Raw genomic sequence first — 22,479 nt, 5'->3', positions numbered from 1 at the left:
TCCGAACCTAGCAAGAAGTCCGCTTGTTCGTGGACCAAAGTCCCTGGTCCGCAATTCACACAATGTGCTACTTTCTTGACTCTTCGTGATTCTCCGGCGAGAGGTCGAGATGACGCCTGCCGCACGATCCCTGGACAGCACCGCCCCGCCGAAACGCACCCCCGGCGCCAGCAGTTCACGCAAGGTACTGCAGCTGCTGCTCTCCTTTTCCGAACGCCGCTGGGACGCGAGCGTCGCCGAACTGGCCGCGAGGATCGGCACCCCGGTCGCCACGACGTACCGCTATGTGGCGCTACTCAAGGAACTCCAGCTCTTGGAAGAAGGCAAGACGGGGCGCTATCACGTGACGAGCCAGGTGATGCCGCTCGCGCGGGCCGCGCAACTGGCCAACGATCTCGCCCGCCTCGCCCGGCCGTCGATGGAGGAGGCGGCCCGCGACCTCGGCGAGACGGTGCTGCTGTTCCAGCATTTCGGCGATTCCGCGGTCTGCGCGGACCGGGTCGAATGCGAACGCGCGATGCGGTTCACCTTCCAGCCGGGGCATTCCGTCCCGCTCGGCACCGGCGCGTCGGGCAAGATGCTGCTCGCCATGCTGCCGGAGGGCGAACGCGAAAGACGGCTTTCGTCGATCGTCCAGCGCCGCGGCCCGAGCGTACGGGAAGAGGTCAAACGCGCCGGGGCGAACCGGTATTCGGTGAGCTGGGGCGAACTGGACGACGGCGTCTGGTCGTGTTCGGTGCCGATCCCGAGCACCGGGCACCGGCCCGCGGTGCTCACCTTGGCCGCCCCCGCGACCCGGATCGGCGACGACGCGAAACGGGCCGCCATCGTCGCGCTCCAGTCGTACGCGAGCCGGATCCATCGCGCCGTTTCGTCGTTCTCGCTGTAAATGACAGGCGGCCGCTCACCCCGGCGGGTACAACTCGATCCGTGATCCGACTCGCCACAACCGAAGACCTGCCCGCCCTCCAGGACATCGAACGCGCCGCGGGCGAACCGTTCCGCGCGCTCGGCATGGCCGCGATCGCCGACGACGATCCGCCGTCGATCGCGGACCTCACGGCCTTCCAGCGCGACGGCCGGGCCTGGGTCTGGGACGCCGGCGACGGCCCGGTGGCGTACCTGCTCGCCGAGGTCGTCGACGGCCACGGTCACATCGAGCAGGTGTCCGTCCATCCCGATCACGCGCGCCGGGGTCTCGGGCGGCGGCTGATCGAGCACGCCGCGGAGTGGGCCTCGCGAGAAGGCCTCGCCGGACTGACGCTGACGACGTACGCCGAGGTGCCGTGGAACGCGCCGTACTACGCCCGGCTCGGCTTCACGACACTCGACGAAGAGAGCCTCACGGAGGGCCTTCGGGCCGTCCGCGCCCACGAAATCGCCCGCGGCCTGGACGCGTGGCCGCGGGTGACCATGCGGCGCTGACCCGCGCGGGGGGTTGGGTTGGCGACGACTGTCGAACATGTGTTCTACTGTCCGCGCCGGTCCCGGAGGGGGAAGCTCCGCGGGCCGGCACCGGACTTCAGGAGGCATGGATGGCGGTCAAGATCACCCATCTCACCAACGGGCAGCAAGTGCGCTTCGCGAACGCGGACGGCGCCCGTCGCTACGCCGAGATCATCGGCGGCGGGGTCGACAAATGGCGGTTCACCGTGGTCAGCGGGCATGAGCGCCCGGAATTGTCGGGGCGGGTCGTTAATGTGCCGGTATGGCGTATGACTTCCAGGTGACCGTGGACTCCGCTCGACCGCACGACCTCGCCGACTGGTGGGCCGAGATGCTCGGCTGGCAGGTCGAGGGGAGCAACGAGGAGTTCATCCGCGAGATGGTCGCCAAGGGGTATGCCCCGGAAGAGGCGACGACCACGCACAACGGTGTCCTGGTGTGGAAGGACGGCGCGGCGATCGTCCATCCCGAGACGAAGCAGCGGTTCCTCTTCCAGCTGGTGCCGGAGGGGAAGACGGTCAAGAACCGCCTGCACCTCGACATCCGGATGGGGGCGGACAAGATCGAGGCCGAGCTCGAGCGGCTGACCGCGCGCGGTGCGACGTTCCTGCACCGCGGCAAGCAGGGTCCCGCCGAGTGGATCACGATCGCCGACCCGGAAGGCAACGAACTCTGCCTCTCCTGAGGCGGGCCCACGAGGGCCCGCCACTGGGGGTGTCATGAAGGGACCTGGTCCCGTCGGCTGTGCCCTTCATGACCGAGCGCGCGGCCCTCGTGCGCGGCTCGTGAGTGGTAAGGACGGATTCCAACCGTCCTTACCACTCACGAGGCTTTCGCTTAGGCGAGCTTGTCCAGTGCGCGCGGCAAGGCCGTCGCGAGCAGGTCGAGTTCGGTCTCCCCGGCGATCAGCGGCGGCGACACCGCGATCCCCTTGGCCAGGTTCCGCACGAGGACGCCTTCGTCCCGCGCCAGCCGCTGCAGCCGGTTCGCCGCGCCGGGGTTCGCCGCGACGACGTCCGCTTTCAGTTCGACCGCGCCGAGGAAGCCCAGCCCGGCCCGCACTTCTTCGACCAGCGGATGCGAGGCCAGCCCGGAAAGCGCGTCCGCCAGCGGCTTCTCCAGTTCCCGCCCGCGCGGGATGAGCCCGTCGCGCTCGTAGAGGTCCAGCGTCGCGTTCCCCGCGGCGCAGGCCACCGGATGGCCTGCGTAGGTCGCGCCGTGCCGCAGCACCGGCGCACCCGGCGCGCCGGTGAAGAACGGCTCGGCCACCCGGGGCGCGACGACCAGCGCGCCCAGCGGGATCGTCCCGCCGGTGATGCCCTTCGCAGTCGTGATCATGTCCGGTTTCACCGCCCACCGGTCGATCCCGAACCAGGTGCCCAGCCGCCCGAACGCGGCGATCACGCAGTCCGCGACGAACAGCACGTCGTGTTCGCGGCAGATCTCGGCGACCGTCTCGATGTACCCGTCCGGCGGAAGCAGGACGCCGCCCGCGCCGATCACCGGTTCGCAGAAGAAGGCCGCGACCCGCTCCGCGCCGACCCGCAGGATCTCCGCTTCGAGCGCTTCGGCGCTGTCGTAGGGCACGTGCGAGATGTCGCCGGGCAGCGGCCCGAAGCCCGCCGCGTTGGCCGCGATGCCGCCGACGGCCGTGCCGAAACCGTGGGTGCCGTGGTACCCCTGCACCCGGCCGATGACGTGCACCTTCTCCGGCCGCCCGGTATGGGCGAAGTACGAACGGGCGATCTTGACCGCGGTGTCGATGACGTCACCGCCGCCCGATCCGAAGAAGACCTTCGAACCCGGTTCGGGCGCGAGCGCGGACACGCGCTCGGCGAGCTTCAGCGCGGGTTCATTGGCGTTGTAGCCGAACAGGTTGTACGAATCGAGCGTCCGCAACTGGTCCGCGACGGCCTGCGCGATCTCCTCGCGCCCGTGCCCGAAGTTCGCGTACCAGAGTGACGCCGTCGCGTCGAAATACCGCTTGCCCTCGTCGTCCCAGACGTAGGAACCCTCACCGCGGGTGATGACGAGCCGGTCGCCGTCGACCGCTCCCATGTCCGCGAAGGGGTGCCACAGCGGATTGCGCGCGGACGCCGACGAAACCATGATCTTCCTCCTCGTGCTCGTGCCCCCATCCTCACCCGGATCCGGCCGGGACGCGAACACTCCATCGTGCACAGTTCGCGCTCCGGACCTGTCCGGCTTGTCGCGGCGGCCGCCGGTGAATCTCCAACACCATCCCTTCGGCCCTTGACCGGCGGCGAGCGATCCTGTTGTTTGATGAGTGAGTTTGTTCAAAGTTGAGCATTCTGGGAGGAACTTATGCGTCGTCTCGCCGGCACGCTCGTCGCCGCCTGCACGCTCACCGCCCTCTGCGTCGTTCCTGCGGCGGCCGCCGCCGAGAGCCCGCCACCGGTCGCGACCCCGCCGATGGGATGGAACAGCTGGAACAAGTTCGGCTGCGACATCACCGAAGAGCTGATCCGGGAGACCGCGGACGCGATGGTCTCGTCCGGGATGAAGGCGGCGGGCTACCAGTACGTCAACATCGACGATTGCTGGGCCGAGAAGAACCGCACCGCCGACGGGAAGTACGCACCACACCGGACGCGCTTTCCCAGTGGTATCAAGGCATTGGCCGACTACGTGCACGGGAAGGGCCTGAAACTCGGCATCTACACCAGCGCCGGCACGGAAACCTGCGCGCGGACCATGCCCGGTTCGCTCGACCACGAAGAGGTCGACGCGCAGACGTTCGCGGACTGGGGAGTCGACTACCTCAAATACGACAACTGCCACAATCAGGGCCGCCCCGCGCTGGAGCGGTACACGAAAATGGGCGAGGCACTGAAGAAGACCGGCCGCCCGATCGTCTACGCCCTGTGCGAATGGGGCGAGAACAAGCCGTGGGAGTGGGGCAAGAGCGCGGGCGCGCAGTTGTGGCGCACCACTGGCGACATCAGCGACTCCTGGTCGAGTATGACCAACCTCCTAGACCAGCAGGTCGGCTTGGAAGGCTACGCCGGGCCGGGCGGTTGGAACGATCCGGACATGCTCGAAGTCGGCAACGGCGGCATGACCGACACGGAATACCGCTCCCACTTCGCGCTCTGGTCGTTGCTCAACGCGCCGCTGCTGGCGGGCAACGACCTGCGCTCGATGTCCGAGGCGACCAAGAAGATCTTGATGAACAAGGATCTTCTCGCGGTCGACCAGGACTGGGGCGGCAAGCAGGGCCGCAAGATCCGCGACGGCGGTGACACCGAGGTCTGGGCCAAACCGATGTCCGACGGCTCGAACGTCGTCGTGCTGTTCAACCGCGGCGGCGCCCCGGCGACCCTGTCCGCCACCGCCGCCGAGATCGGCGCCCCCTCGGCGTCGGGCTACCGAGTCCGGGATCTGTGGACCGGCGCGGAAACCGAATCCGCCGGTACCTTGCGTGCCGGGCTGCCGAGCCACGGCTCCGCGGTGTTCCGCGTCTGGCCGTCGAACCAGCCGAATGCCGCGCCGCATACGACGCTTTCCTTGGCCTCACCCGAATACGCGGCCGTCGACAAGCCGTTCACCACGACACTGCGGGTGTTCAACGACGGTCGGACCCCGGTCCGGTCGGGCGTGGTGAAGCTGGCGGTCGGCGCGGGCTGGAAGCCCGACGGTGCCACCGAAGCACGCGTTCCCGCTGTCGCGCCGGGGAAGTCGTGGGAACGGACGTGGACGGTGCGGCCGTCGTCCCCCGGCGGCGACCGGGTCGAGGTCTCCGGCCGGTTCGGCTACCGGACGTCCTGGGGCACGCGATCGTTGTCCGCGGACGGAAGCGCTCCCGTCGTGAAACCGCCCGCCGCCGGGACGAACGCGCTGTCGAAGGCGGTGTTCATGACGGCGGACAACGGCTATGGCCCGGTGGAACGCGGGACCAGCAACGGTGAATCGAAAGCGGGCGACGGCCATCGCATGAGCATCGGCGGGGTGACCTACGACGACGGGCTGGGCGTCCACGCGCCGTCGAAGGTCCGGGTCTACCTCGGCGGCGGATGCGCGTCGTTCACGTCGTCCGTCGGGGTCGACGACGAGAAGGCCGGCGGCAGTGTGGCTTTCGAGGTCGTCGGCGACGGCAAGCGGCTAGCGAACACCGGCGTGCTCAAGCGCGGTCAGGCAGCCGAGAAGCTTTCCGTGCCGCTGAACGGGGTTCAGGTGCTCGATCTGGTCGTCACGGACGGCGGCGACGGGGTCGACTCCGACCACGCGGACTGGGCGGGCGCCACTTTGCGCTGCTAAAGCTCGCTCCTGCGGTACATGAAGGACCCCTTCATTGCGCTAGACGCAGTGAAGGGGTCCTTCATGTACTTGGGGAAGGCGTGAAGGCAGCCTTGGCCCCCTCCGCGTGCTAGGAAAGGACCGTTCCTTGCAAAATTTGCAAGGAACGGTCCTTTCCTAGCGTTCCTGCCGCTCACGCCTCCCGGCGCTCATAAGCGGCCAGAAGCTGCTTCTCCGCCTCTCGCAAGTACTTCTCCAGCGCGGTCTCAGCGGGCCCGAAGCGTCCTCGCTCCAAGTCCCGCAGGATCCGTTCGTGCCGCTCCAGGAACGGCTCGAAGAACGCGCGCGTGTTCTCGGCCAGCACGAAGAACAGTCGCGTCTCCGCCAGCACCTGACGCATCGTCGTGCTGACCCGCTCGCTGCCCGCCAGATCGCCCACCGCCTGGTGGAACGCGATGCTCGCGGTCCCGACGGCCTGCCAGTCGCCTTCGTCGGCCGCGGCACGGCCGTCCCGCACGGCGGCCGCGACGGCCGACAGATCCACAGTGGACAGTTCCGACGCGCGCCGCAGCGCACCGCATTCGGTGACCCGCCGCATCACGTACAGATCCGAGATGTCCTGCGCGGTCAGCTCACGGACGAACACGCCGCGGTTGAGCTCGTGCACCGCGAGCCGTTCGTGCGCCAGCAGCTGGAAAGACTCGCGCAGGGTGTTGCGCGAGACGCCCAGCGCGGCGCTGATCGACGGTTCGGAAAGCCTCGACCCCGGCGGGAAGACACCTTCGGTGATGCGCTGACGCAGGATCTCGGCGACCCGTTCCGCGGTCCCGCTTCGTTCGAGCAAGGGTCTGTCGCGGGCCAGCGTCTCCTCGGCGGCAGATGTGGACACGGCGTTACCTGACGCCGAGTTCGAAGTCGAGACTGTACCGGTTGCCCGGCATGGCACCGGCGGCCTTCGCGCCGTCGATCGGGAGCGCGACCCCGTTGACGAACCGGGATTCGTCGCTCGCCAGAAAGACCACGGCCTTCGCGACCTCCCATGCCTCGCCGACCCGGCCCGCGGGCGTGCTCGCGACCAGCTGGTGTTGCCTGGCCTCGAAGTCCTCCGGCGACGCGAGCGTGCCGCGCAGCATGTCCGTGTCGATCGCGCCCGGGTTGACCGTGTTCGCCCGGATCCCCTGGTGCGCGTGCGCGACCGCGATCGATTTCATCATGCCGACCAGCGCGTGCTTGGTGGCGTTGTACACCGGGTCGCCGGGGCGGCCCATCACGCCGCCGTTGGACGACGTCGTGACGATGCTGCCCGCCTTGTTCGCGATCATCTGCGGCAGCACCGCCCGCGTGCCGAGGAAGGCGGCCCGCACGTTCAGCGCGAAGATGTTGTCGAATTCCGCCAACGTCGTGTCGGCCAACGGCTTCCCGAGGTGGATGCCGACGTTGTTGAACAGCACGTCGACCCTACCGGTTTCGGCGACCACGCCGCGCACGAACTCGTCGACCTGTCCTTCGTCGGTCGCGTCCACAAGGGAGTGTCGCGCCCCTTCGACGGATTCCGCGGGCTCGCGGATGTCGCTGGAGAACACGGTCGCGCCCTCGGCGACGAACTCCTTCACGGTGGCGAGCCCGATACCCCTCGCTCCCCCGAAGACCACCGCGACCTTGCCTGCCAGCCGACCCATGCTCATTTCCTCCCTCGCGACGAAACCGCTGTGTAATCCTCCGGAAGGCGCACCAGCGCCTCAGGATCTCCGTGATAGGTGACCTCGACGCCGTACAGTTCGCGCGCCGCTTCCACCGAGATGTAGCCGTCGACGACGTCGGCGAGCACGGCCCCCGGATCCCGTTCGAAGGGATCGCCGTAACCGCCGCCGCCCGGCAGGTCCACGTTCACCACGTCGTCCGGCCGCAGGTTCACCCGGCTCTTCGACGGCAGGGCGCCGCGGTCCAGCTCGAACCGGCCGGCCGCCCCGTCGTGTCCGGAGTCCACACCGGACGCCGGACGACGCACCCGGTCGACGTTCCCGTTGACACTCCACGAGATCTCGCCACGGGCGGCCATGGTCGTGCACTGGCCGAGGCCGCCGCGCCACTTCCCGGCGCCGCCCGAGTCCATGCGCAGCACCCGTTCCCGCTGGATCAGCGGAGCCATCGTCTCGATGACCTCCGTCGGCGTCGAGCGCAGGCCGCTCGGGAATCCCGTGGTGTTCAGTCCATCCTTTGTGGACCGAGCGCCGATCCCGCCGGTCTGGAAGACGTTGAGCATGAACTCGCGGCCTTCGGCGTCGATACCGCGCCAGATCGTCATCCACAACGCGTCCGCGCTGTGCGCCAAGGCGTTGCCGGGCAAGGCGGTCATCAGCAGCGACGGCAGGAAATGCCCGATCAGATGGCGGGACGCGACCGGCGCGGGAGGCGTGCAGTTGAGCACCGATCCCTCCGGCGCGGTGACGTGCACCGGCCGGAACGAGCCCGCGTTGTGCGGCACTTCCGGTGAAATGGCCGCCTTGACCGCGAACGAAGCGTACGCCCTGGTGTAGTTCAAAACGACGTTGATCCCGCGGCGGCTCTGCGGTGACGATCCCGCGAAGTCGAGGTGGATGTCCTCACCGTCGATGGTCACCGCGACCTTCAGGACGACTTCCTCGTCATCGAAGCCGTCTGTCGCCAATTCGCTGGTGTACGTGCCGTCCGGCAGTTTCGCCAGCGCGTCGCGCAGTGCGCGTTCGGAGCGGTTCATGATCTCCGCGGCGACTTCGTCCAGCGAATCGAGGCCGAATTCCTCCAGCAGCCGCACCAGGCTGGCGGCGCCGACCTCGTTCCCGGTGACCTGGGCGTACAGATCGCCGATGGTCTCCTCCGGGGTACGGACGTTCGCGCGGATCAGCAGTTCGAGATCCGCGTTGACCTCGCCCGCGCGGAGGAACTTCATGATCGGCAGGCGCAGTCCCTCTTCGAAGACCTCGTGCGCCTCCGCGGAGACCAGCCGACCGCCGATGTCCGGGGCGTGGCAACAGGATGCGAACCAGGCGACCAGCCTGCCCCGCAGGAACACCGGCGTCGCGACGGTGATGTCGTTGATCTGCCCGGCGGTCTGCCACGGATCGTTGGTGAGCAGGACGTCGCCCGGCACCAAGGTCTCCGGCGGGTACGCGGCGACGAAGTGGTGCATCCCGGTCGCCATCGCGTTGATGTGGCCGGGGGTGCCGCCGACGGACTGGCCGATCATCTCGCCGCGCGAGTCGAACACCGCACAGGCGAGGTCGAGCGACTCCCGCACCACGGAGGAGAACGCCGTGTTGACGAGCGCGTTCTGCTGTTCGGCCAGGATGGAGTGCAGCCGGTTTCCCAGCAATCCCACCAGAATCGGGTCGACGCTCATACCGTCACCGCCAGACTGGCGTCTTCGCCGACGACACAGCGAGCCCCGGGCGGAACGACCACAGTGGACTCTCGTTCCTCCACGATGGCCGGGCCGTCGACACGATCGCCCGGCTTGAGCCGGTACCGGTCGAACACCGCCGTGTCGACAAATCCACCTTCGGCGGGAAAGTAGGCCGGACGGCTTCCCTTGCGCGCGTCGCCCTCGACCTCGGCGCCCGCGAGTTTCAGTGTGACCTCGGGCGCCGGCCCGCTGGAGACGACCCGCCAGTTGAGCACCTCGATGGCGACGTCCGGCCCGGTCCGCCGGTACAACGTCCGATAGGTCTCGGTGAACGCGCCGATGAGCGACTCCGGCCAGTTCCCTTGCTCGACCGGCACGCGGATCTCGTAGCCCTGCCCGGAGTACCGCATCTCGGCGATCCGGCGATGCGTCACACTGTCCACACCGGACTTCTCCAGTAGTTCCGCACCCTCGGCCTCCATCTCGGCGAACAACGCGTCGACCTGCTCCCAGGAGAGATCGAGCACCGCCGAACGCGCCGAACGGACGAAGTCGAACGCCAGCGGCGCGGTGAGGAATCCCGCCGCGCTCAGCACCCCGGCGGCGGGCGGCGCGACCACCTCGGGTGCGCCGAGCGCCCGCGCCACGCCGACACCGTGCACCGGTCCGGCGCCGCCGAAGGTGAACATCGGCAGTTTCGCCGGATCCTTGCCGCGCTCGACGGCGTGGACGCGCGCGGCGTTGGCCATGTCCTCGTTGACGCTGGTGTGGATGCCCCAAGCGGCCTCCTCGACGCTGACGCCGAGCGGTTCCGCGATCTTCGAGCGGATCGCCTCGCGTGCGCCCTCGGCGTCCAGAGTCATTCCGCCACCGAGGAAGTATCCCGGGTCCAGGTAGCCGAGCACGAGGTCGGCGTCGGTCACGGTCGGCTCGGTGCCGCCTCGGCCGTAGCAGACCGGGCCGGGCTCGGACCCCGCCGAATCCGGGCCGACGGTGAGCAGGCCGAGCGTGTCGATACGCGCGATCGAGCCGCCGCCGACGCCGATCTCGATCATGTCGGTGACCGGCACCTTGACCGGCAGCCCGGATCCCGGCAGCAGCCGGTACTTCCGGTCCACTTCGAACTCGTGCGTCACCAGCGGGGCGCCGCCGGAGATCATGCACAGTTTCGCCGTCGTGCCACCCATGTCGAAGGCCAGCAGATCCTCGACACCGGCCGCGGCGCCGATCGCGGACGCGGCCAGCGCGCCACCCGCCGGGCCGGATTCGAGGATGCGGATCGGATAGCGGGCGGCGGTGTCGACGGTCGCGATCCCACCGTTGGACAGCATGATGTGCGGCGACGGCCGCACCCCTGCCTCGTGCAGACGCCGTTCCAGGTCACGCAGATAGCGCTCGGTGAGGTCCTGGACATAGACGTTCGCGACCGTGGTGGACGCGCGTTCGAACTCACGGATCTCGGGAACGACTTCGCTCGACAGCGCGACGCGCAACCGGGGCGCCACCTCCTTGAGCACCTCGGCGGCGCGGCGTTCGTGCGCGGGATTCGTGAAGGCGTGCAGAAAACAGATCGCCACCGCGTCGATGCCACGGGCGTCGAGCTCTCGGCCGAGCCGCGCGACGTACCCCTCATCCAGTCCTGTGTGGACGGTTCCGTCGGCGAGGATCCGCTCGGGGACGTCGAACCGCAGATGACGCGGGACCAACGGGGCGGGGAGTTCGATGAGCAGGTCGTACAACTCGTAGCGGTGCTCGCGGCGCATCTCCAGTCCGTCACGGAAACCGGCGGTCGCGAGCAACGCGGTGCGCGCTCCCTTGCGCTCGATCAGCGCGTTCGTGACCAGCGTGGTGCCGTGCACGAACTGCTCGACGTCGCGCGCGGCCAACCCGGCGTCCGCGAGTGTCCTTTTGAGACCTTCCTCGACCGCGCGGGCGGGCTCGTCGTGGGTGGTCAGCACTTTGCCGACGGCGACGACCCCGGTTTCGTCGAGCACGCAGAGATCGGTGAACGTACCGCCGATGTCCACGCCGACCCGGAGCCCGGTCACGGGGATTCCTTGCGGTACCAGCGAGGCGAGGTGTTGAGCGGCGGCGCCATCTTCGCGCGGACGACCAGCACGTTCGGCTCGTCGGACTCGACGAACTCGCCGAGCAGCCGCCGGAACGCCCGCCCGAACCCGGAGACGCGATCCGCGTGCACGCCGAAAGACCTCGCCAGGCCGACGAAATCAGGGCTGTCCCAGTCGACGCCACGCCGCGGCAGCCCGGCACGATCCTGGTCATAACGAAGCATCCCGTACCCGCCGTCGTCGACGACGATCGTCGTGACCGGCAACTGTTCCTGCGCCAGCGTGTGGAGATCACCGCAGCCGAAGAGGAAGCCGCCGTCACCGGTGACACAGATCGCGCGGCCGCCACCCGCGGCGGCGGCACCGAGCGCCGCGGGGAAACCGTAGCCGAGCGTGCCCCAGCCCATCGGATACGCGAGCTTGCGCGGCGCGCGGACCCGGTGGAACCCGCCGATCCAATACCCGGCCACGCACATGTCCGCGACCACGACCGCGTCGGCCGGCAGCACTTCGTCCAAAGTGGACAGAAGGTCGGCGGCCTGCGGCTCTTCTTCCTTGATCCGCTGCCGGACCCGGGCGGAGACCTTGGCGAGCCTGCCGACGAGCGCCGCGATCCCGGACCGTTCCTCGACCTTCAGCGCCTCGACGAGCACGCGGGCGTCGCCGACCAGCGTGATGTCCGGCTGGTAGTTCTTGGCCGCGTCGTCGGGGTCGACGTTGATCGCGATGAGCTTCTTCGGCTTCGGCATCAGCCAGTTCTGGGTCATCAGCCCGTCGAAGTCGGTGCCGATGGCGAGGACGACGTCGGCCTCGTCCCACAGCGCGCCGACCTCGGGCGCGTGCACCGGGTTCGGGGCGAGACAAGGATGGTCGACCGACAGGAGCCCGCGGGCGCCGAACGTGGTGAGCACCGGCGCGGCCAGCCGTTCGGCGAGTTTCCCGATCGCCTCACCCGCCTCGGCGCGCAACGCGCCGCCGCCCGCCCAGATCAGCGGCCGGTCGGCGGCGGCGAGCTGGGCCTCAGCCTCGCTGAGATCCGGGATCTCGGATGGCCGGGCGTGCGAACGCGGCGGACGGCGCGCGGGCGTCCGCTCGGACAGGAAGTCGGTGGGGATGCCGAGGTAGACCGGCCCGCTCTGCGGCTGGAGCGCGAGCCGGGCCGCGCGGTGGAGGGTGGCGGCGACCTGGTCGGCACTCGTGACGGTGAACCCGGCCTTGGTGACCGGCGCGAACATCGCCTGCTGATCCGACGTCTCGTGCAGGACGCCGCGGACCACGCCGGGCCGCCGCAGCGTGGAGGGGATGTCGGTCGCGATGATCAGCACCGGCGCCGCCGACGCCATGGCCTCGCCGACCGCGGCGAGCGTGTTCGCCGCGCCCGGTCCGGTGGTCACCAGCGCGACCCCGAGCTTGCCCGTGGCGCGGGCGTACCCGTCGGCCGCGTACCCGGCCGTCTGCTCGTGCCGGACCCCGACGAGCCGGATGTCCGTGTCGGCCAGCGCCTCCCATAACGGCAGGTTGTGCACCCCGGGGAGACCGAAGACGACTTCGGTCCCCAGAGCGGTCAGCGCGTCGACGAGATGCTGGGCTCCGGTAGGTGCAGGCACCCCGCCGATAGTGCCAGATCGTTCAACGATCCAGCAACCAACGCGCGGGCCTCAGTACAGGCCCGCCGCGTATCGCCCCGGCTCGTAGTACGCCTCGAGGTCGGCCATGCTCTCCTCCGGCCGCTCGAAGGTCTTCGCGATCGCCGCCCGCGACGGCATCGCGTCGGGCGTCCAGGTCTCCGGCGACCACAGCTTCGACCGCATGAACGCCTTCTGGCAGTGGTGGAAGATCTCGTCGATGTCGACGACCAGCGCGAGCTTCGGCCTGCTGCCCTTCACGATCATGTCGTCGAAGAACGGCGCCTCCCGCACGAGCCGCGCGCGGCCGTTGATCCGTAGCGTGTCGCCACGGCCCGGGATGAGATAGATCAGCCCGACGTGCGGATTCGACAGCACGTTGTGGAACCCGTCGGCGCGCCGGTTGCCCGGCCGCTCCGGGATGGCGATCCGCGTGTCGTCCAGCACCAGCGTGAATCCGGCCGGGTCGCCCTTCGGCGAAACGTCGCAGGTGCCGTCGGCCGCCGAGGTCGCGATCAGCACGAACGGCGACTCCGCGAGCCACTGCCGGTCCATCTCGTGCAGCTTCGGGCGCGCCTTGTTCGCGGTCCGCTCCAGCGGCGGCGGCAGGATCTCGCGCAGCTCGGCCTCGGTGGTGACTTCGACGAACTCAGACAATATTGTGCTCCCTCGTCACGGCCCGGTCGCCGGCGAACCGGCGGACGTCGAGCCCGGTGATGTCGATGGCCGGGACCCGCCCCAGGTAGAGGTCCCGCACCAGCTCCCCCACGGCCGGGCCCATCTGGAACCCGTGTCCCGAAAACCCCGTCGCGTAGAAGAACCGTGACAGGTGGACGCTTTCCCCCACGATCTGGTTGCGGTCGGGGGTCACCTCGTACAGCCCGGCCCAGCCGCCGCGGATCCCGGCGCCGAGCGCGGCGGGCACCCGGCGCGCGGCGATTTCGGCGAGTTTCGGCAGCCACTCGCCCGGCTGATAACGGGTGTCGAAGCCGGGGTCACCGTCACCGTCGCAGAAGGACATCGCCAGGCCGAGGCCCTCGCGGTGGAAGTAGAACGCCAAGGGCATCTCGATGGTCAGCGGCACTCGCCCGGGCAGATCCGCGACCGGGCCGGTGAACACGACCTGCCGCCGGTATGGCCGCACCGGGAGGTCGACACCGGCCAGCTCGCCGATCCGTCCCGACCACGCGCCCGCGGCGCAGACCACCGCGTCCGTCCGCACGAAACCGGCCGAGGTCCGGACACCAGTGATCTCGTCGCCGTCGCGTTCGATCCCGACGACCTCGACGCCGGTCTTCAGCACCGCGCCGTGCCCGCGGGCCGCCCGCGCGTAGCCCTGGACCGCGGAGTCCGGAGTCGCCTTGGCGTCGTCCGGCGACCACAGCGCCGCGACCACGCCCTCGGTGTCGATCAGTGGGGAGAACCGCCGCGCTTCGGCGGGCTCGACGAGACGGCTGCGGACGCCGTAGGAGTTCTGCAGTTCGGCGCAGCGCTCGAACTCGGGCAGGTCGGCGGGGTCGGTGACCAGGTACAGGTAGCCGTCGCGGCGGAAGTCGATCTCGGTCCCGTACGTCTCGGCGAAGGACGCGTACTCGGCCAGTCCGCGCAGCCCGATCTCGATGTTGACCCGGGTGGTGAACGACGACCGGATCCCGCCCGCCGCCTTCGCCGTCGAGCCCGCACCGAGGGTGTGGCGTTCGAGCAGCAGCACCGAGACCCCGGCGGCGGCGAGCCGGTACGCGCAGGCGACCCCGATGATGCCGCCGCCGATCACGACGACGTCGGTGCGTTCAGGCAGTGACTCCATCCGTGTCCCCGATCCGTTCGTCCTCGGGCGGCGGTCCCGGCGGCGTGCCGTCACCGAACGGGCGCCCGCCCAGCTGCTCCCGGTGATGCGGCGTCGTCCAGCCGGACAGGTCCGGTCCCAAGGGGACGATCCGCGTCGGGTTCACCTGCTCGTGCACCGCGTAGTAGTGCCGCTTGATGTGGTCGAAGTCGACGGTGTCACCGAAGCCCGGCGTTTGGAAGAGGTCGCGGGCGTAGGCCCACAGCACCGGCAGCTCGGCCAGCTTGCTCCGGTTGCATTTGAAGTGCCCGTGGTAGACGGCGTCGAAGCGGACGAGCGTGGTGAACAACCGGATGTCCGCTTCGGTGATCGTGTCACCGACGAGGTAGCGCTGCTTTTCGAGCCGTTCGGAAAGCACGTCCAGCATGGTGAAGAGGCGGGTGTAGGCGTCCTCGTACGCGGCCTGCTTGGTCGCGAAACCGGCTTGGTACACGGCCGCGTTGACGTCGGCGTAGACCCCTGCGTTGACGTCGTCGATCTCGCCGCGCAGTCGCTCTGGGTAGAGGTCGGGCGCGCCGGGCCGGTGGAGGCTGGTCCATTCGGTGGACAGATCGAGGGTGATTTGGGGATAGTCGTTACTCACCAGCCGTTTGCTCGGAATGTCCACAATGGCCGGAACGCTGATCCCGCCCATGTAGTGCGGATCGGCCGCGTGATAGGCCTCGGCGAGGTACTTGATCCCGAGTACCGGATCCCGGTCGCCGGGATCGAGGGTGAACCGCCAGCTCTTCTCGTCCTGGATCGGGTCGGCCACGGCCACGCTCAGCGCGGATTCGAGACCGAGCAACCGCCGGACGACCAGCCCGCGGCTCGCCCAGGGACAGGCCCGGCTGACCACCAGCCGGTATCTCCCCGCCTCCACCGGCCAGCCGTCGCGGCCGTCGGCGGTGACACGCGCGTCGAAATGGTTGGCGGACCGACGGAACTCACCCGTCTGCGGATCGGTCGGGATCGTCATGTGAGCCACCCTAAAGCGTGAGATGGTGGTTTCGGTGTGCGTAGACTCTGGCACCCGGCGTGTTCGCACGCCGCCGCGCGGAAGGTGGTCCCGACGATGCCGTTCATGCCCGTGACCGATTCGATGTTCCTTCTCGTGGAGACTCGCGAACATCCGATGCACGTCGGCGGTCTGCAGTTGTTCAAGAAACCCGAGGGCGCCGGTCCCGACTATCTTCGCGACATCCGCAAGAGCATGCTCGAGTCCGACAACATGCGCTCGGTGTTCCGGCGCCGTCCCGCCCGGCCGGTCAACACCGCCGGCCACCTCGCCTGGTCGACCGACACCGAACTCGAACTCGACTACCACTTCCGCCATTCCGCGCTGCCCCAGCCCGGCCGCGTCCGCGAACTGCTGGAGCTGACCGGACGCTGGCACAGCACCCTGCTCGACCGGCACCGCCCGCTGTGGGAGATCCACCTGGTCGAGGGTCTGCAGGACGGCCGGTTCGCGATCTACAGCAAGATCCACCACGCGCTGATGGACGGTGTCTCGGCGCTGCGGCATCTGCAGGGCACGCTGTCGGACGACCCGGCCGACCTCGACTGCCCGCCGCCGTGGGGGCGGCGCGCCAAACCGGACGGCGGCCGCAACGGCAAGGCGTCGCCCTCGATGCTGAGCACCTTCGGCAAGACGGTCAACCAGCTCGCCGGGATCGCGCCCGCCGCGATGAAGGTGGCGCGGGAAGCGTTCCAGGAACACACGCTCACGCTGCCGGCGCAGGCGCCGAAGACGATGCTGAACGTGCCGATCGGCGGGGCCCGGCGGTTCGCCGCGCAGTCGTGGTCGCTGGACCGGGTGCGCAAGGTGGCGACCGCCGCCGGGGTCTCGCGCAACGACGTCGTCCTCGCGATGTGCTCGGGCGCGCTGCGGGACTACCTGATCGAACAGAACGCGCTCCCCGACGCGCCGCTCACCGCGATGGTCCCGGTTTCCTTGCGGCGCAAGGACAGTGGGGACGCGGCGGGGAACAACATCGGCGCGCTGCTGTGCAACCTCGCCACCCATCTGACCGATCCGGCCGCGCGGCTCGCGACGATCAACGCGTCCATGCGGAACGGCAAGAAGCTCTTCTCGGAGCTGACCCCGCTGCAGACGCTGCTGCTGTCCGGGATCAACGTCGCCCAGCTCGGCGTGTCCCCGATCCCCGGCTTCGTGAACAACACGAAACCGCCGTTCAACCTGGTGATCTCCAACGTGCCGGGGCCGCGCAAGCAGATGTACTGGAACGGCGCGTCGCTCGACGGCATCTATCCGGCGTCGGTACTGCTGGACGGGCAGGCGCTGAACATCACGCTGACCAGCAACGGCGACAACCTGGACTTCGGCGTCACCGGTTGCCGCCGCAGCGTCCCGCATCTGCAGCGCATCCTGACCCATCTGGACACCGCGCTCGCCGAACTGGAACACGCGGTCTCCCTGCCCCGCGTTTAGTCCTCTGGATGCGGTGGACCACCGCATCCAGAGGGCTGAACGCGCCGGGGGCTAGCTGCCGTCGGAGACGTACAGGCCGCCCGGGGTGATCGTGTACAGCTGGCCGTCCGGGCCGGCGGTCGCGTCACGCGTGCGGCCGAGGTTGGTCCAGAGCTTTCCGCCGTTGCCGTTCAGGTCGAGCTTGTACGTGCCGCCCTTGAGCGACGCCATGTACAGCGAGCCCTTGTAGGCCGCGAGCCCGCTCGGCGTCGCCGAGGACGTCGGCCAGGACTTGACCGGGTTGGTCATCCCCGCCGTGTTGCACGGGCCTTCGCAGGTCGGCCAGCCGTAGTTCTTGCCCGGCTCGATCTTGTTCAGCTCGTCGAGCTTGTTCGCGCCGATGTCGGAGACGTACAGCTGCCCGTTCGCCCAGGTCAGCCCCTGGACGTTGCGGTGGCCGTAGGAGTAGACGCGGCTGTTGAACGGGTTGCCGGGCGCGGCGGCGCCGTCGGTGGTGACGCGCAGGACCTTGCCGCCGAGGGAGTTCTTGTTCTGCGCGTTGGCGCCGTTCTGGCCGTCGCCGGTCCCCGCGTAGAGGTAGCCGTCCGGCCCGAACCGGATCCGCCCGCCGTGGTGGTACTGCGAACCACGCGGGATGCCGGTGACGATCGGCGTCGGCGGCTGGCCCAGCTTCAGCTTGGCGATGCGGTTGTCGGAACTGGTCGTGTAGTAGATGAAGACCGTCTCGTCGGTGGCGTACTTCGGCGAGACGGCGATGCCGAGCAGGCCCGCCTCCGCGGTGACGCTCACGCCGGGGATGGTCTGGACCGTGGTGACCTTGCCCGCCTTGTCGATCTTGCTGATCGTCTTGGCGTCCTTCTGCGTGAAAAGGCCGGTGCCGTCGGGCAGGAAGTCGATCGACCAGGCTTGGTTCAGGCCACTCGCGAGCTGTCTGATCGCCTGGACGGACGGCGCTTCGGCGGCCGTGGCCGGGACGGCCGCGATCGACACGGCCGTCGCCGCGGCGAACGTGGCGGCGAGAGTACGACGTAAGGACATGGGACGCCTCCTTCAACTACCCCTGGAGCCCCGTTGAGTTGGATAGAAACACACAACATAACGAAACGGACACCACTGGACGGGCTATCGGGCACGCGGGCTGTTAACCGTTGTGTGCGCCGAGCGTGACGAATCGGGCGGCACGATCCGCCATAGGTAGGAAACTTTACAAAATAGCTCCGGAAATCGGCGGCGCGCTTCTAGGGTGGCGGGGCTCGGCCCGGTTCGATCCCATGTGGACGTTAGGAGCGGAAATGATCGAAACCATCGAGGTATGGACCACGCCCGACTTCGTCGAGTACGAAACCCCCATGGAGGTCACCGCTTACGCGGCCCGCATGGAGGACTGAATCCGCATCCGGTGGTGGGGGCCGTCCCCCACCACCGCGCCGCCGTCCCGATCAGCGAGCCGTTGGAGGCAGCCCGATGTCCGTCATGTCGTCGTCGGAGTTCATCGCGGCTCTGCGCGGGCTTTCGCATCGCTACTGGGGAACGCACCCGTTCCACGTGCGGATGCACGAAGGCGACCTGTCCGAGTACGAACTGAAGATCTGGGCCGCGAACCGCTGGTACTACCAATGTGTGCTCCCGCAGAAGGACGCGGCCATCATCAGCAACTGCCCGCTGCCGGAGATCCGCCGCGAATGGCTCGACCGCATCGTCTACCACGACGGGGCGCGGGCCGGGGACGGCGGAATCGAGCGATGGCTCCGTTTGTGCACCGCGGTCGGGCTCGACCGCGAAGAGGTTCTCGATCAGCGGCACGTCGCGCCCGGCGTACGGTTCGCCGTCGACGCCTACGTGACTTTCGCCCGCACGAAACCTTGGCTCGAAGCGGTCGCTTCGGGGCTGACCGAAATGTTCGCCGGCCATCTCATGCAGCGGCGGGTCGCCGACATGCTGGCGAACTATTCGTGGATCGCCCCGGAAGACCTCGCCTACTTCACCAATCGCATCGACAAGGTCTCCGGCGAGGGCAAGGGAACGCTCGACATCGTGGTGCGGCACGCCGTCACCCGTGAGCAGCAGGAGAAGGCGATCGCCGCGCTGTCGTTCAAGACCGACGTGCTGTGGTCGATGCTCGACGCCATCGAGCGCGCGGCGGCCAAGGAGTAGCCATGACCATCCTCGAAAGGGGCTCCGTGCCGCGGCTGCGGCGCGGGGTCCGGCTGAGCTACGACCAGACCAGGGAAACGCACGTCCTCCTGTTCCCCGAAGGCGTGCTCGTCCCGAATGCCACGGCGGCGGCCGTACTTTCCCTCTGCGACGGCGTCGAGGACGTCGCGGGGATCGCATCGGCGTTGAGCAAGCGCTACGCCGGTGTCCGCGAGGAAGAAATCCTGGACGTCCTGTCCCGGCTCGGAGATCGGCGGATCGTCGAATGGACCTGAACACCGCGGCACCGCTGGGCATGCTGGCCGAGCTGACCCATCGCTGCCCGCTGCATTGCCCCTATTGCTCGAATCCGGTGGAGCTGATCGCCCGTGACGGCGAACTGTCCACAGAGGAATGGCTTTCCGTACTCTCGCAGGCGCGGGAACTCGGCGTGCTCCAGGTGCACATGTCCGGCGGCGAGCCGCTCGCCAGGCCGGATCTGCCCATCCTGGTCGAGCACGCCACGAAACTGGGCTGCTATGTCAATCTGGTGACGTCCGGGCTGGGCCTGACGGAGTCCAGATTGGACGATCTCGTCGAACGCGGCATCGCGCATATCCAGCTCTCCGTCCAGGGCGCGACCGCCGACCGCGCGGACCGGCTCGCCGGCGCTCGGGCCCATGACCGGAAACTGGTCGCCGCCGAACTGATCAAGAAGGCGGGGCTGCCGCTTTCGGTCAACGTCGTGCTGCACCGGCAGAACCACGACCAGCTCGCCGGGATCATCGACCTCGCCGAGGAAATGGGCGCGGACCGGCTCGAACTGGCCAATACGCAGTACTACGGCTGGGCCCTGCGCAACCGCGACGCCCTGATGCCGACCCGGCGGCAACTCGACGAGGCCGAACCGATCGTGCGCGCGGCCACCGAACGGCTGCGCGGCCGGATGGAGATCATCTACGTCGTCGCCGACTACTACGAGCAGTACCCGAAGCCGTGCATGTACGGCTGGGGGGCGCGGCAATTGACGGTGGCGCCCGACGGCAACGTGCTGCCGTGTCCCGCGTCGACGGCGATCGAGACCCTGGAATTCGACAACGTGCGGGACAAGCCGCTGGCCTGGATCTGGTACGAATCCGCTTCCTTCAACGCTTATCGCGGCGAGGACTGGATGCCGGACACCTGCGGCACCTGCGATCGGCGCGCGATCGACTTCGGCGGCTGCCGGTGCCAGGCGTTCCAGCTCACCGGTGACGCCGCGGCGACGGACCCGGTGTGCTCGCGCTCGCCGCATCGCGGCGTCGTCGACCTCATTCTCGCCACGCCGCCGAAAACGGACGAACTCGTGATGCGGGCGCCGCGATGAGGGTGATCCTGCTCGGCACCGCGGCGGGCGGCGGTTTCCCGCAATGGAACTGCGCCTGCGCGCTGTGCGTCTCGGACGCGCCGCCGCGGACCCAGGACTGTGTCGCGGTGAGCGCGGACGGCGAGGGCTGGTACCTGCTCAACGTGTCACCGGACATCCGCGCGCAGATCCTCGCCACGCCGCCCTTGCGCGCTGGGCCGGGGCCGCGGGAAATCCCGCTGCGCGGGGTGTTGCTGACCGACGCCGAACTCGACCATTCCCTCGGCCTGCTCCTGTTGCGGGAAGCGGGCGGCCTTCCCGTGTGGGCACCGGACGCCGTTCTGGGTGCCTTGTCCGAACAGTTTCCCGCGCGGTCGATCATCGACGGTTACGGTGGCTGGCAGTGGCTGCCGTCGTCGGATGTCTCCATCGACGGTCTCCGCGTGAGCATGCTTCCCGTGAGCGACAAGCGACCGAAGTACGCCCGTTCGTCCACTGAGGACGGACCGTGGGTGGTGGCGTACCGGATCGAAGACGTCCAGACCGGCGGCGTCTTCGTATACGCACCATGCCTGAAGAGCTGGCCGGACGGGTTCGACGACTTCACCCGCGACGCCGGTCTGGTGCTGCTGGACGGAACCTTCTACGCGCCGGACGAGATGTCGGGCGCCACCGCGGCAGAGGTCGGCGACGGCGCCCAGCTGGCGATGGGGCATCTGCCGATCACCGGCAGTCTCGCGAAGCTGCGGCCCGGCCCGCGGTGGGCGTACACGCATCTGAACAACACGAACCCGGTGATCGACCCGGCCTCGCCGGAGCACGCCGCCGTACTGGCCGGCGGCGCCTCCCTTCCCTTGGACGGTAAGGAATTCAAGCTCTAGGCGACACCTTCGGGGCTAGCGCCCGAAACGGGAACGGCGTCGGCGGTGAGACGATCGATCTCCGCGAGCTCGTCCGCGGACAGGTCGATGTCGGCGGCGGCGAGGCTGGCCTCGATGTTGGCCGCCTTGCGCGCGCCCACGATCGCGACGTGTACGCCCGGTTGGGCGAGCGTCCACGCGATCGCGAGCTGGCTGACCGAGATCCCCTTGCCCGCGGCGAATTCCTTGAGCCTGTCGACCACGGCGAGGTTGCGCTGGAAGGTCTCCCCGGTGAACGCCGACGACCGGGACCGCCAGTCGGTCTTCTCGAACGTCGTCTCGGGGGTGAAGGCTCCGGTCAGCAGGCCGCTGCCGAGCGGGCTGTACACGAGCACACCGATGTCGTTCTCCCGAGCGTACGGCAGAGGATCGGTCTCGATGTCGCGGCGGAACAGGTGATACGGCGGCTGCAGGGTTTCCACCGGCCGGGTCTTGTCGAAGGCGGCCAGCCCGGCGGCGTCGTAGTTCGAGACGCCGACATGCCGGATCTTCCCGGCGTCGACGAACTCCTGCAGGATTCCCGCCGTCTCCTCGGCCGGGGCGTCGGAGTCGGGCCAGTGGATCTGGTAGAGGTCGATGTGGTCGACGTCGAGGAAGCGAAGACTGTCCTCGATGCCTTGCGTCAGCCACTCGCGCCGGGAGTCGCGTGGCCGTTCGGAGCGCGGTTTGATGCCGCCTTTCGTCGCGATGACGAGGTTGTCGCGGTCGCGCTTGAGTTCCTCGCGCAGCGCCTTCCCCAGCATGGCTTCGGATTTCCCGAAACCGTAGGCCTGCGCGGTGTCGAAGAGGTTGACGCCGAGTTCGCGGGCGTGGCGGATCGCGGCGATCGCCGTGTCCTCGTCGAACGAACCCCAGTCCCCACCGAGCTGCCAGGTGCCGAAGGCGATCCTCGACACCTCGAGACCGCTCCTGCCCAATGTCGTCGTACGCATGACTCCAGCAGAGCACAGACATCGGATCACCGCACCGGTTCTCCCGGCCAACGAAACCCCCAAATAACTGTTTGACGGTTGACGTCCCAGCAG

22 protein-coding genes are annotated in these 22,479 nt (G+C 68.7%); 11 read left to right on the top strand and 11 right to left on the bottom strand.

The genetic code is table 11. The annotated features are described in order from the left end of the window. Nucleotides 1–109: 109 nt before the first annotated feature. The 4 genes from AJAP_RS05675 to AJAP_RS05660 all read left to right on the top strand — a co-directional run bounded on the left by AJAP_RS05675 (nt 110) and on the right by AJAP_RS05660 (nt 2,131). Nucleotides 110–889 (top strand): IclR family transcriptional regulator, encoded by a 780-nt coding sequence (locus AJAP_RS05675; protein ID WP_038508814.1) that lies wholly within the window; start codon nt 110–112, stop codon nt 887–889. 41 nt (nt 890–930) lie between these two features. Next, entirely contained in the window at nt 931–1,425 is a 495-nt protein-coding gene (locus AJAP_RS05670; RefSeq protein WP_038508812.1) for a GNAT family N-acetyltransferase, read from the top strand. A gap of 110 nt (nt 1,426–1,535) precedes the next feature. Beyond that, nucleotides 1,536–1,730: a hypothetical protein gene (locus AJAP_RS05665; protein WP_007028443.1), complete on the top strand. Its 195-nt coding sequence runs from the start codon at nt 1,536–1,538 to the stop codon at nt 1,728–1,730. Further along, nucleotides 1,709–2,131 (top strand): VOC family protein, encoded by a 423-nt coding sequence (locus AJAP_RS05660; protein ID WP_038508810.1) that lies wholly within the window; start codon nt 1,709–1,711, stop codon nt 2,129–2,131. Before AJAP_RS05665 ends, AJAP_RS05660 begins: the two co-directional genes overlap by 22 nt. Nucleotides 2,132–2,283: 152 nt before the next feature. On the opposite strand, the gene AJAP_RS05655 is transcribed toward AJAP_RS05660, so the two are convergent. Next, entirely contained in the window at nt 2,284–3,555 is a 1,272-nt protein-coding gene (locus tag AJAP_RS05655) for an aminotransferase family protein (RefSeq protein WP_038508808.1), read from the bottom strand. A gap of 216 nt (nt 3,556–3,771) precedes the next feature. Between AJAP_RS05655 and AJAP_RS05650 the strand changes: the two genes are divergently transcribed. Beyond that, nucleotides 3,772–5,724 carry an NPCBM/NEW2 domain-containing protein gene (locus AJAP_RS05650; protein ID WP_038508807.1) on the top strand — a complete coding sequence of 651 codons (1,953 nt, stop codon included), beginning with the start codon at nt 3,772–3,774 and terminating at the stop codon, nt 5,722–5,724. Nucleotides 5,725–5,896: 172 nt separating this feature from the next. Here the strand turns inward: AJAP_RS05650 and AJAP_RS05645 are convergent, their stop codons facing one another. From AJAP_RS05645 to AJAP_RS05610, 8 genes are read right to left on the bottom strand one after another with little or no spacing between them, the layout of a single operon-like run. Further along, nucleotides 5,897–6,592: a GntR family transcriptional regulator gene (locus AJAP_RS05645; protein WP_038508806.1), complete on the bottom strand. Its 696-nt coding sequence runs from the start codon at nt 6,590–6,592 to the stop codon at nt 5,897–5,899. Nucleotides 6,593–6,596: 4 nt separating this feature from the next. Further along, a complete protein-coding gene (locus AJAP_RS05640; RefSeq protein WP_038508804.1) occupies nt 6,597–7,382 on the bottom strand; it encodes an SDR family NAD(P)-dependent oxidoreductase in 786 nt (261 codons plus the stop codon). A 2-nt stretch (nt 7,383–7,384) separates the two neighbouring features. Beyond that, a complete protein-coding gene (locus AJAP_RS05635; RefSeq protein WP_038508802.1) occupies nt 7,385–9,082 on the bottom strand; it encodes a hydantoinase B/oxoprolinase family protein in 1,698 nt (565 codons plus the stop codon). Beyond that, on the bottom strand, nt 9,079–11,133 hold the full coding sequence (locus AJAP_RS05630; RefSeq protein ID WP_038508800.1) for a hydantoinase/oxoprolinase family protein: 2,055 nt from the start codon (nt 11,131–11,133) through the stop codon (nt 9,079–9,081). Before AJAP_RS05630 ends, AJAP_RS05635 begins: the two co-directional genes overlap by 4 nt. Next, nucleotides 11,130–12,761, bottom strand: coding sequence for a thiamine pyrophosphate-binding protein (locus AJAP_RS05625; protein ID WP_038508799.1), 1,632 nt, complete (start codon nt 12,759–12,761; stop codon nt 11,130–11,132). The genes AJAP_RS05630 and AJAP_RS05625 overlap by 4 nt, the downstream gene beginning before the upstream one ends. Before the next feature lie 51 nt (nt 12,762–12,812). Further along, on the bottom strand, nt 12,813–13,439 hold the full coding sequence (locus tag AJAP_RS05620; RefSeq protein WP_038508797.1) for a pyridoxamine 5'-phosphate oxidase family protein: 627 nt from the start codon (nt 13,437–13,439) through the stop codon (nt 12,813–12,815). Further along, entirely contained in the window at nt 13,429–14,586 is a 1,158-nt protein-coding gene (locus tag AJAP_RS05615; protein ID WP_038508796.1) for an NAD(P)/FAD-dependent oxidoreductase, read from the bottom strand. The genes AJAP_RS05620 and AJAP_RS05615 overlap by 11 nt, the downstream gene beginning before the upstream one ends. Further along, complete coding sequence (locus tag AJAP_RS05610; protein WP_038508794.1) at nt 14,570–15,583, bottom strand: glutathione S-transferase family protein; 1,014 nt, start codon at nt 15,581–15,583, stop codon at nt 14,570–14,572. The genes AJAP_RS05615 and AJAP_RS05610 overlap by 17 nt, the downstream gene beginning before the upstream one ends. Before the next feature lie 96 nt (nt 15,584–15,679). Here AJAP_RS05610 and AJAP_RS05605 point away from each other — a divergent pair, with 96 nt between their 5' ends. Continuing rightward, nucleotides 15,680–17,056, top strand: a complete 1,377-nt coding sequence (locus AJAP_RS05605) for a WS/DGAT/MGAT family O-acyltransferase (RefSeq protein ID WP_038508792.1) — start codon at nt 15,680–15,682, stop codon at nt 17,054–17,056. 51 nt (nt 17,057–17,107) lie between these two features. Here AJAP_RS05605 and AJAP_RS05600 read toward each other — a convergent pair whose 3' ends face one another. Further along, nucleotides 17,108–18,094: a PQQ-dependent sugar dehydrogenase gene (locus AJAP_RS05600; RefSeq protein WP_038508791.1), complete on the bottom strand. Its 987-nt coding sequence runs from the start codon at nt 18,092–18,094 to the stop codon at nt 17,108–17,110. Nucleotides 18,095–18,348: 254 nt separating this feature from the next. Here AJAP_RS05600 and pqqA point away from each other — a divergent pair, with 254 nt between their 5' ends. The 5 genes from pqqA (at nt 18,349) to pqqB (ending at nt 21,415) form a co-directional block, all read left to right on the top strand. Then, nucleotides 18,349–18,444 carry a pyrroloquinoline quinone precursor peptide PqqA gene (pqqA, locus tag AJAP_RS05595; protein WP_007033797.1) on the top strand — a complete coding sequence of 32 codons (96 nt, stop codon included), beginning with the start codon at nt 18,349–18,351 and terminating at the stop codon, nt 18,442–18,444. Between the two features lie 76 nt (nt 18,445–18,520). Further along, nucleotides 18,521–19,210, top strand: a complete 690-nt coding sequence (gene pqqC / locus AJAP_RS05590; RefSeq protein ID WP_038508790.1) for a pyrroloquinoline-quinone synthase PqqC — start codon at nt 18,521–18,523, stop codon at nt 19,208–19,210. A gap of 2 nt (nt 19,211–19,212) precedes the next feature. Beyond that, nucleotides 19,213–19,485, top strand: a complete 273-nt coding sequence (pqqD, locus tag AJAP_RS05585) for a pyrroloquinoline quinone biosynthesis peptide chaperone PqqD (RefSeq protein WP_038508788.1) — start codon at nt 19,213–19,215, stop codon at nt 19,483–19,485. Beyond that, nucleotides 19,476–20,555 (top strand): pyrroloquinoline quinone biosynthesis protein PqqE, encoded by a 1,080-nt coding sequence (gene pqqE / locus AJAP_RS05580; RefSeq protein ID WP_174491997.1) that lies wholly within the window; start codon nt 19,476–19,478, stop codon nt 20,553–20,555. The genes pqqD and pqqE overlap by 10 nt, the downstream gene beginning before the upstream one ends. Next, the gene (gene pqqB, locus AJAP_RS05575; RefSeq protein ID WP_038508786.1) at nt 20,552–21,415 is read left to right on the top strand and encodes a pyrroloquinoline quinone biosynthesis protein PqqB; all 864 of its coding nucleotides are present in this window, start codon (nt 20,552–20,554) and stop codon (nt 21,413–21,415) included. The genes pqqE and pqqB overlap by 4 nt, the downstream gene beginning before the upstream one ends. On the opposite strand, the gene AJAP_RS05570 is transcribed toward pqqB, so the two are convergent. Then, nucleotides 21,412–22,386 (bottom strand): aldo/keto reductase, encoded by a 975-nt coding sequence (locus tag AJAP_RS05570; RefSeq protein ID WP_051972350.1) that lies wholly within the window; start codon nt 22,384–22,386, stop codon nt 21,412–21,414. The two genes, pqqB and AJAP_RS05570, sit on opposite strands and share 4 nt — an antisense overlap. Between the last annotated feature and the right edge of the window lie 93 nt (nt 22,387–22,479).

This window comes from Amycolatopsis japonica (assembly GCF_000732925.1).
Taxonomy (GTDB): domain Bacteria; phylum Actinomycetota; class Actinomycetes; order Mycobacteriales; family Pseudonocardiaceae; genus Amycolatopsis; species Amycolatopsis japonica.
Note: the sequence above shows the minus strand (reverse complement) of the source record. Positions and strands in the feature narration are given on the sequence as shown.

Excerpts from the sequence above, each read along its gene's own strand:
- AJAP_RS05615 (WP_038508796.1), bottom strand. The coding sequence starts at position 14,586 with ATGGAGTCACTGCCTGAACGCACCGACGTCGTCGTGATCGGCGGCGGC.
- pqqD (WP_038508788.1), top strand. The coding sequence starts at position 19,213 with ATGACCATCCTCGAAAGGGGCTCCGTGCCGCGGCTGCGGCGCGGGGTC.
- AJAP_RS05640 (WP_038508804.1), bottom strand. The coding sequence starts at position 7,382 with ATGGGTCGGCTGGCAGGCAAGGTCGCGGTGGTCTTCGGGGGAGCGAGG.
- pqqB (WP_038508786.1), top strand. The coding sequence starts at position 20,552 with ATGAGGGTGATCCTGCTCGGCACCGCGGCGGGCGGCGGTTTCCCGCAA.
- AJAP_RS05650 (WP_038508807.1), top strand. The coding sequence starts at position 3,772 with ATGCGTCGTCTCGCCGGCACGCTCGTCGCCGCCTGCACGCTCACCGCC.
- AJAP_RS05610 (WP_038508794.1), bottom strand. The coding sequence starts at position 15,583 with ATGACGATCCCGACCGATCCGCAGACGGGTGAGTTCCGTCGGTCCGCC.
- AJAP_RS05660 (WP_038508810.1), top strand. The coding sequence starts at position 1,709 with ATGGCGTATGACTTCCAGGTGACCGTGGACTCCGCTCGACCGCACGAC.
- AJAP_RS05675 (WP_038508814.1), top strand. The coding sequence starts at position 110 with ATGACGCCTGCCGCACGATCCCTGGACAGCACCGCCCCGCCGAAACGC.
- AJAP_RS05655 (WP_038508808.1), bottom strand. The coding sequence starts at position 3,555 with ATGGTTTCGTCGGCGTCCGCGCGCAATCCGCTGTGGCACCCCTTCGCG.
- pqqA (WP_007033797.1), top strand. The coding sequence starts at position 18,349 with ATGATCGAAACCATCGAGGTATGGACCACGCCCGACTTCGTCGAGTAC.
- AJAP_RS05635 (WP_038508802.1), bottom strand. The coding sequence starts at position 9,082 with ATGAGCGTCGACCCGATTCTGGTGGGATTGCTGGGAAACCGGCTGCAC.
- AJAP_RS05570 (WP_051972350.1), bottom strand. The coding sequence starts at position 22,386 with ATGCGTACGACGACATTGGGCAGGAGCGGTCTCGAGGTGTCGAGGATC.
- AJAP_RS05665 (WP_007028443.1), top strand. The coding sequence starts at position 1,536 with ATGGCGGTCAAGATCACCCATCTCACCAACGGGCAGCAAGTGCGCTTC.
- AJAP_RS05600 (WP_038508791.1), bottom strand. The coding sequence starts at position 18,094 with ATGTCCTTACGTCGTACTCTCGCCGCCACGTTCGCCGCGGCGACGGCC.
- pqqE (WP_174491997.1), top strand. The coding sequence starts at position 19,476 with ATGGACCTGAACACCGCGGCACCGCTGGGCATGCTGGCCGAGCTGACC.
- pqqC (WP_038508790.1), top strand. The coding sequence starts at position 18,521 with ATGTCCGTCATGTCGTCGTCGGAGTTCATCGCGGCTCTGCGCGGGCTT.
- AJAP_RS05605 (WP_038508792.1), top strand. The coding sequence starts at position 15,680 with ATGCCGTTCATGCCCGTGACCGATTCGATGTTCCTTCTCGTGGAGACT.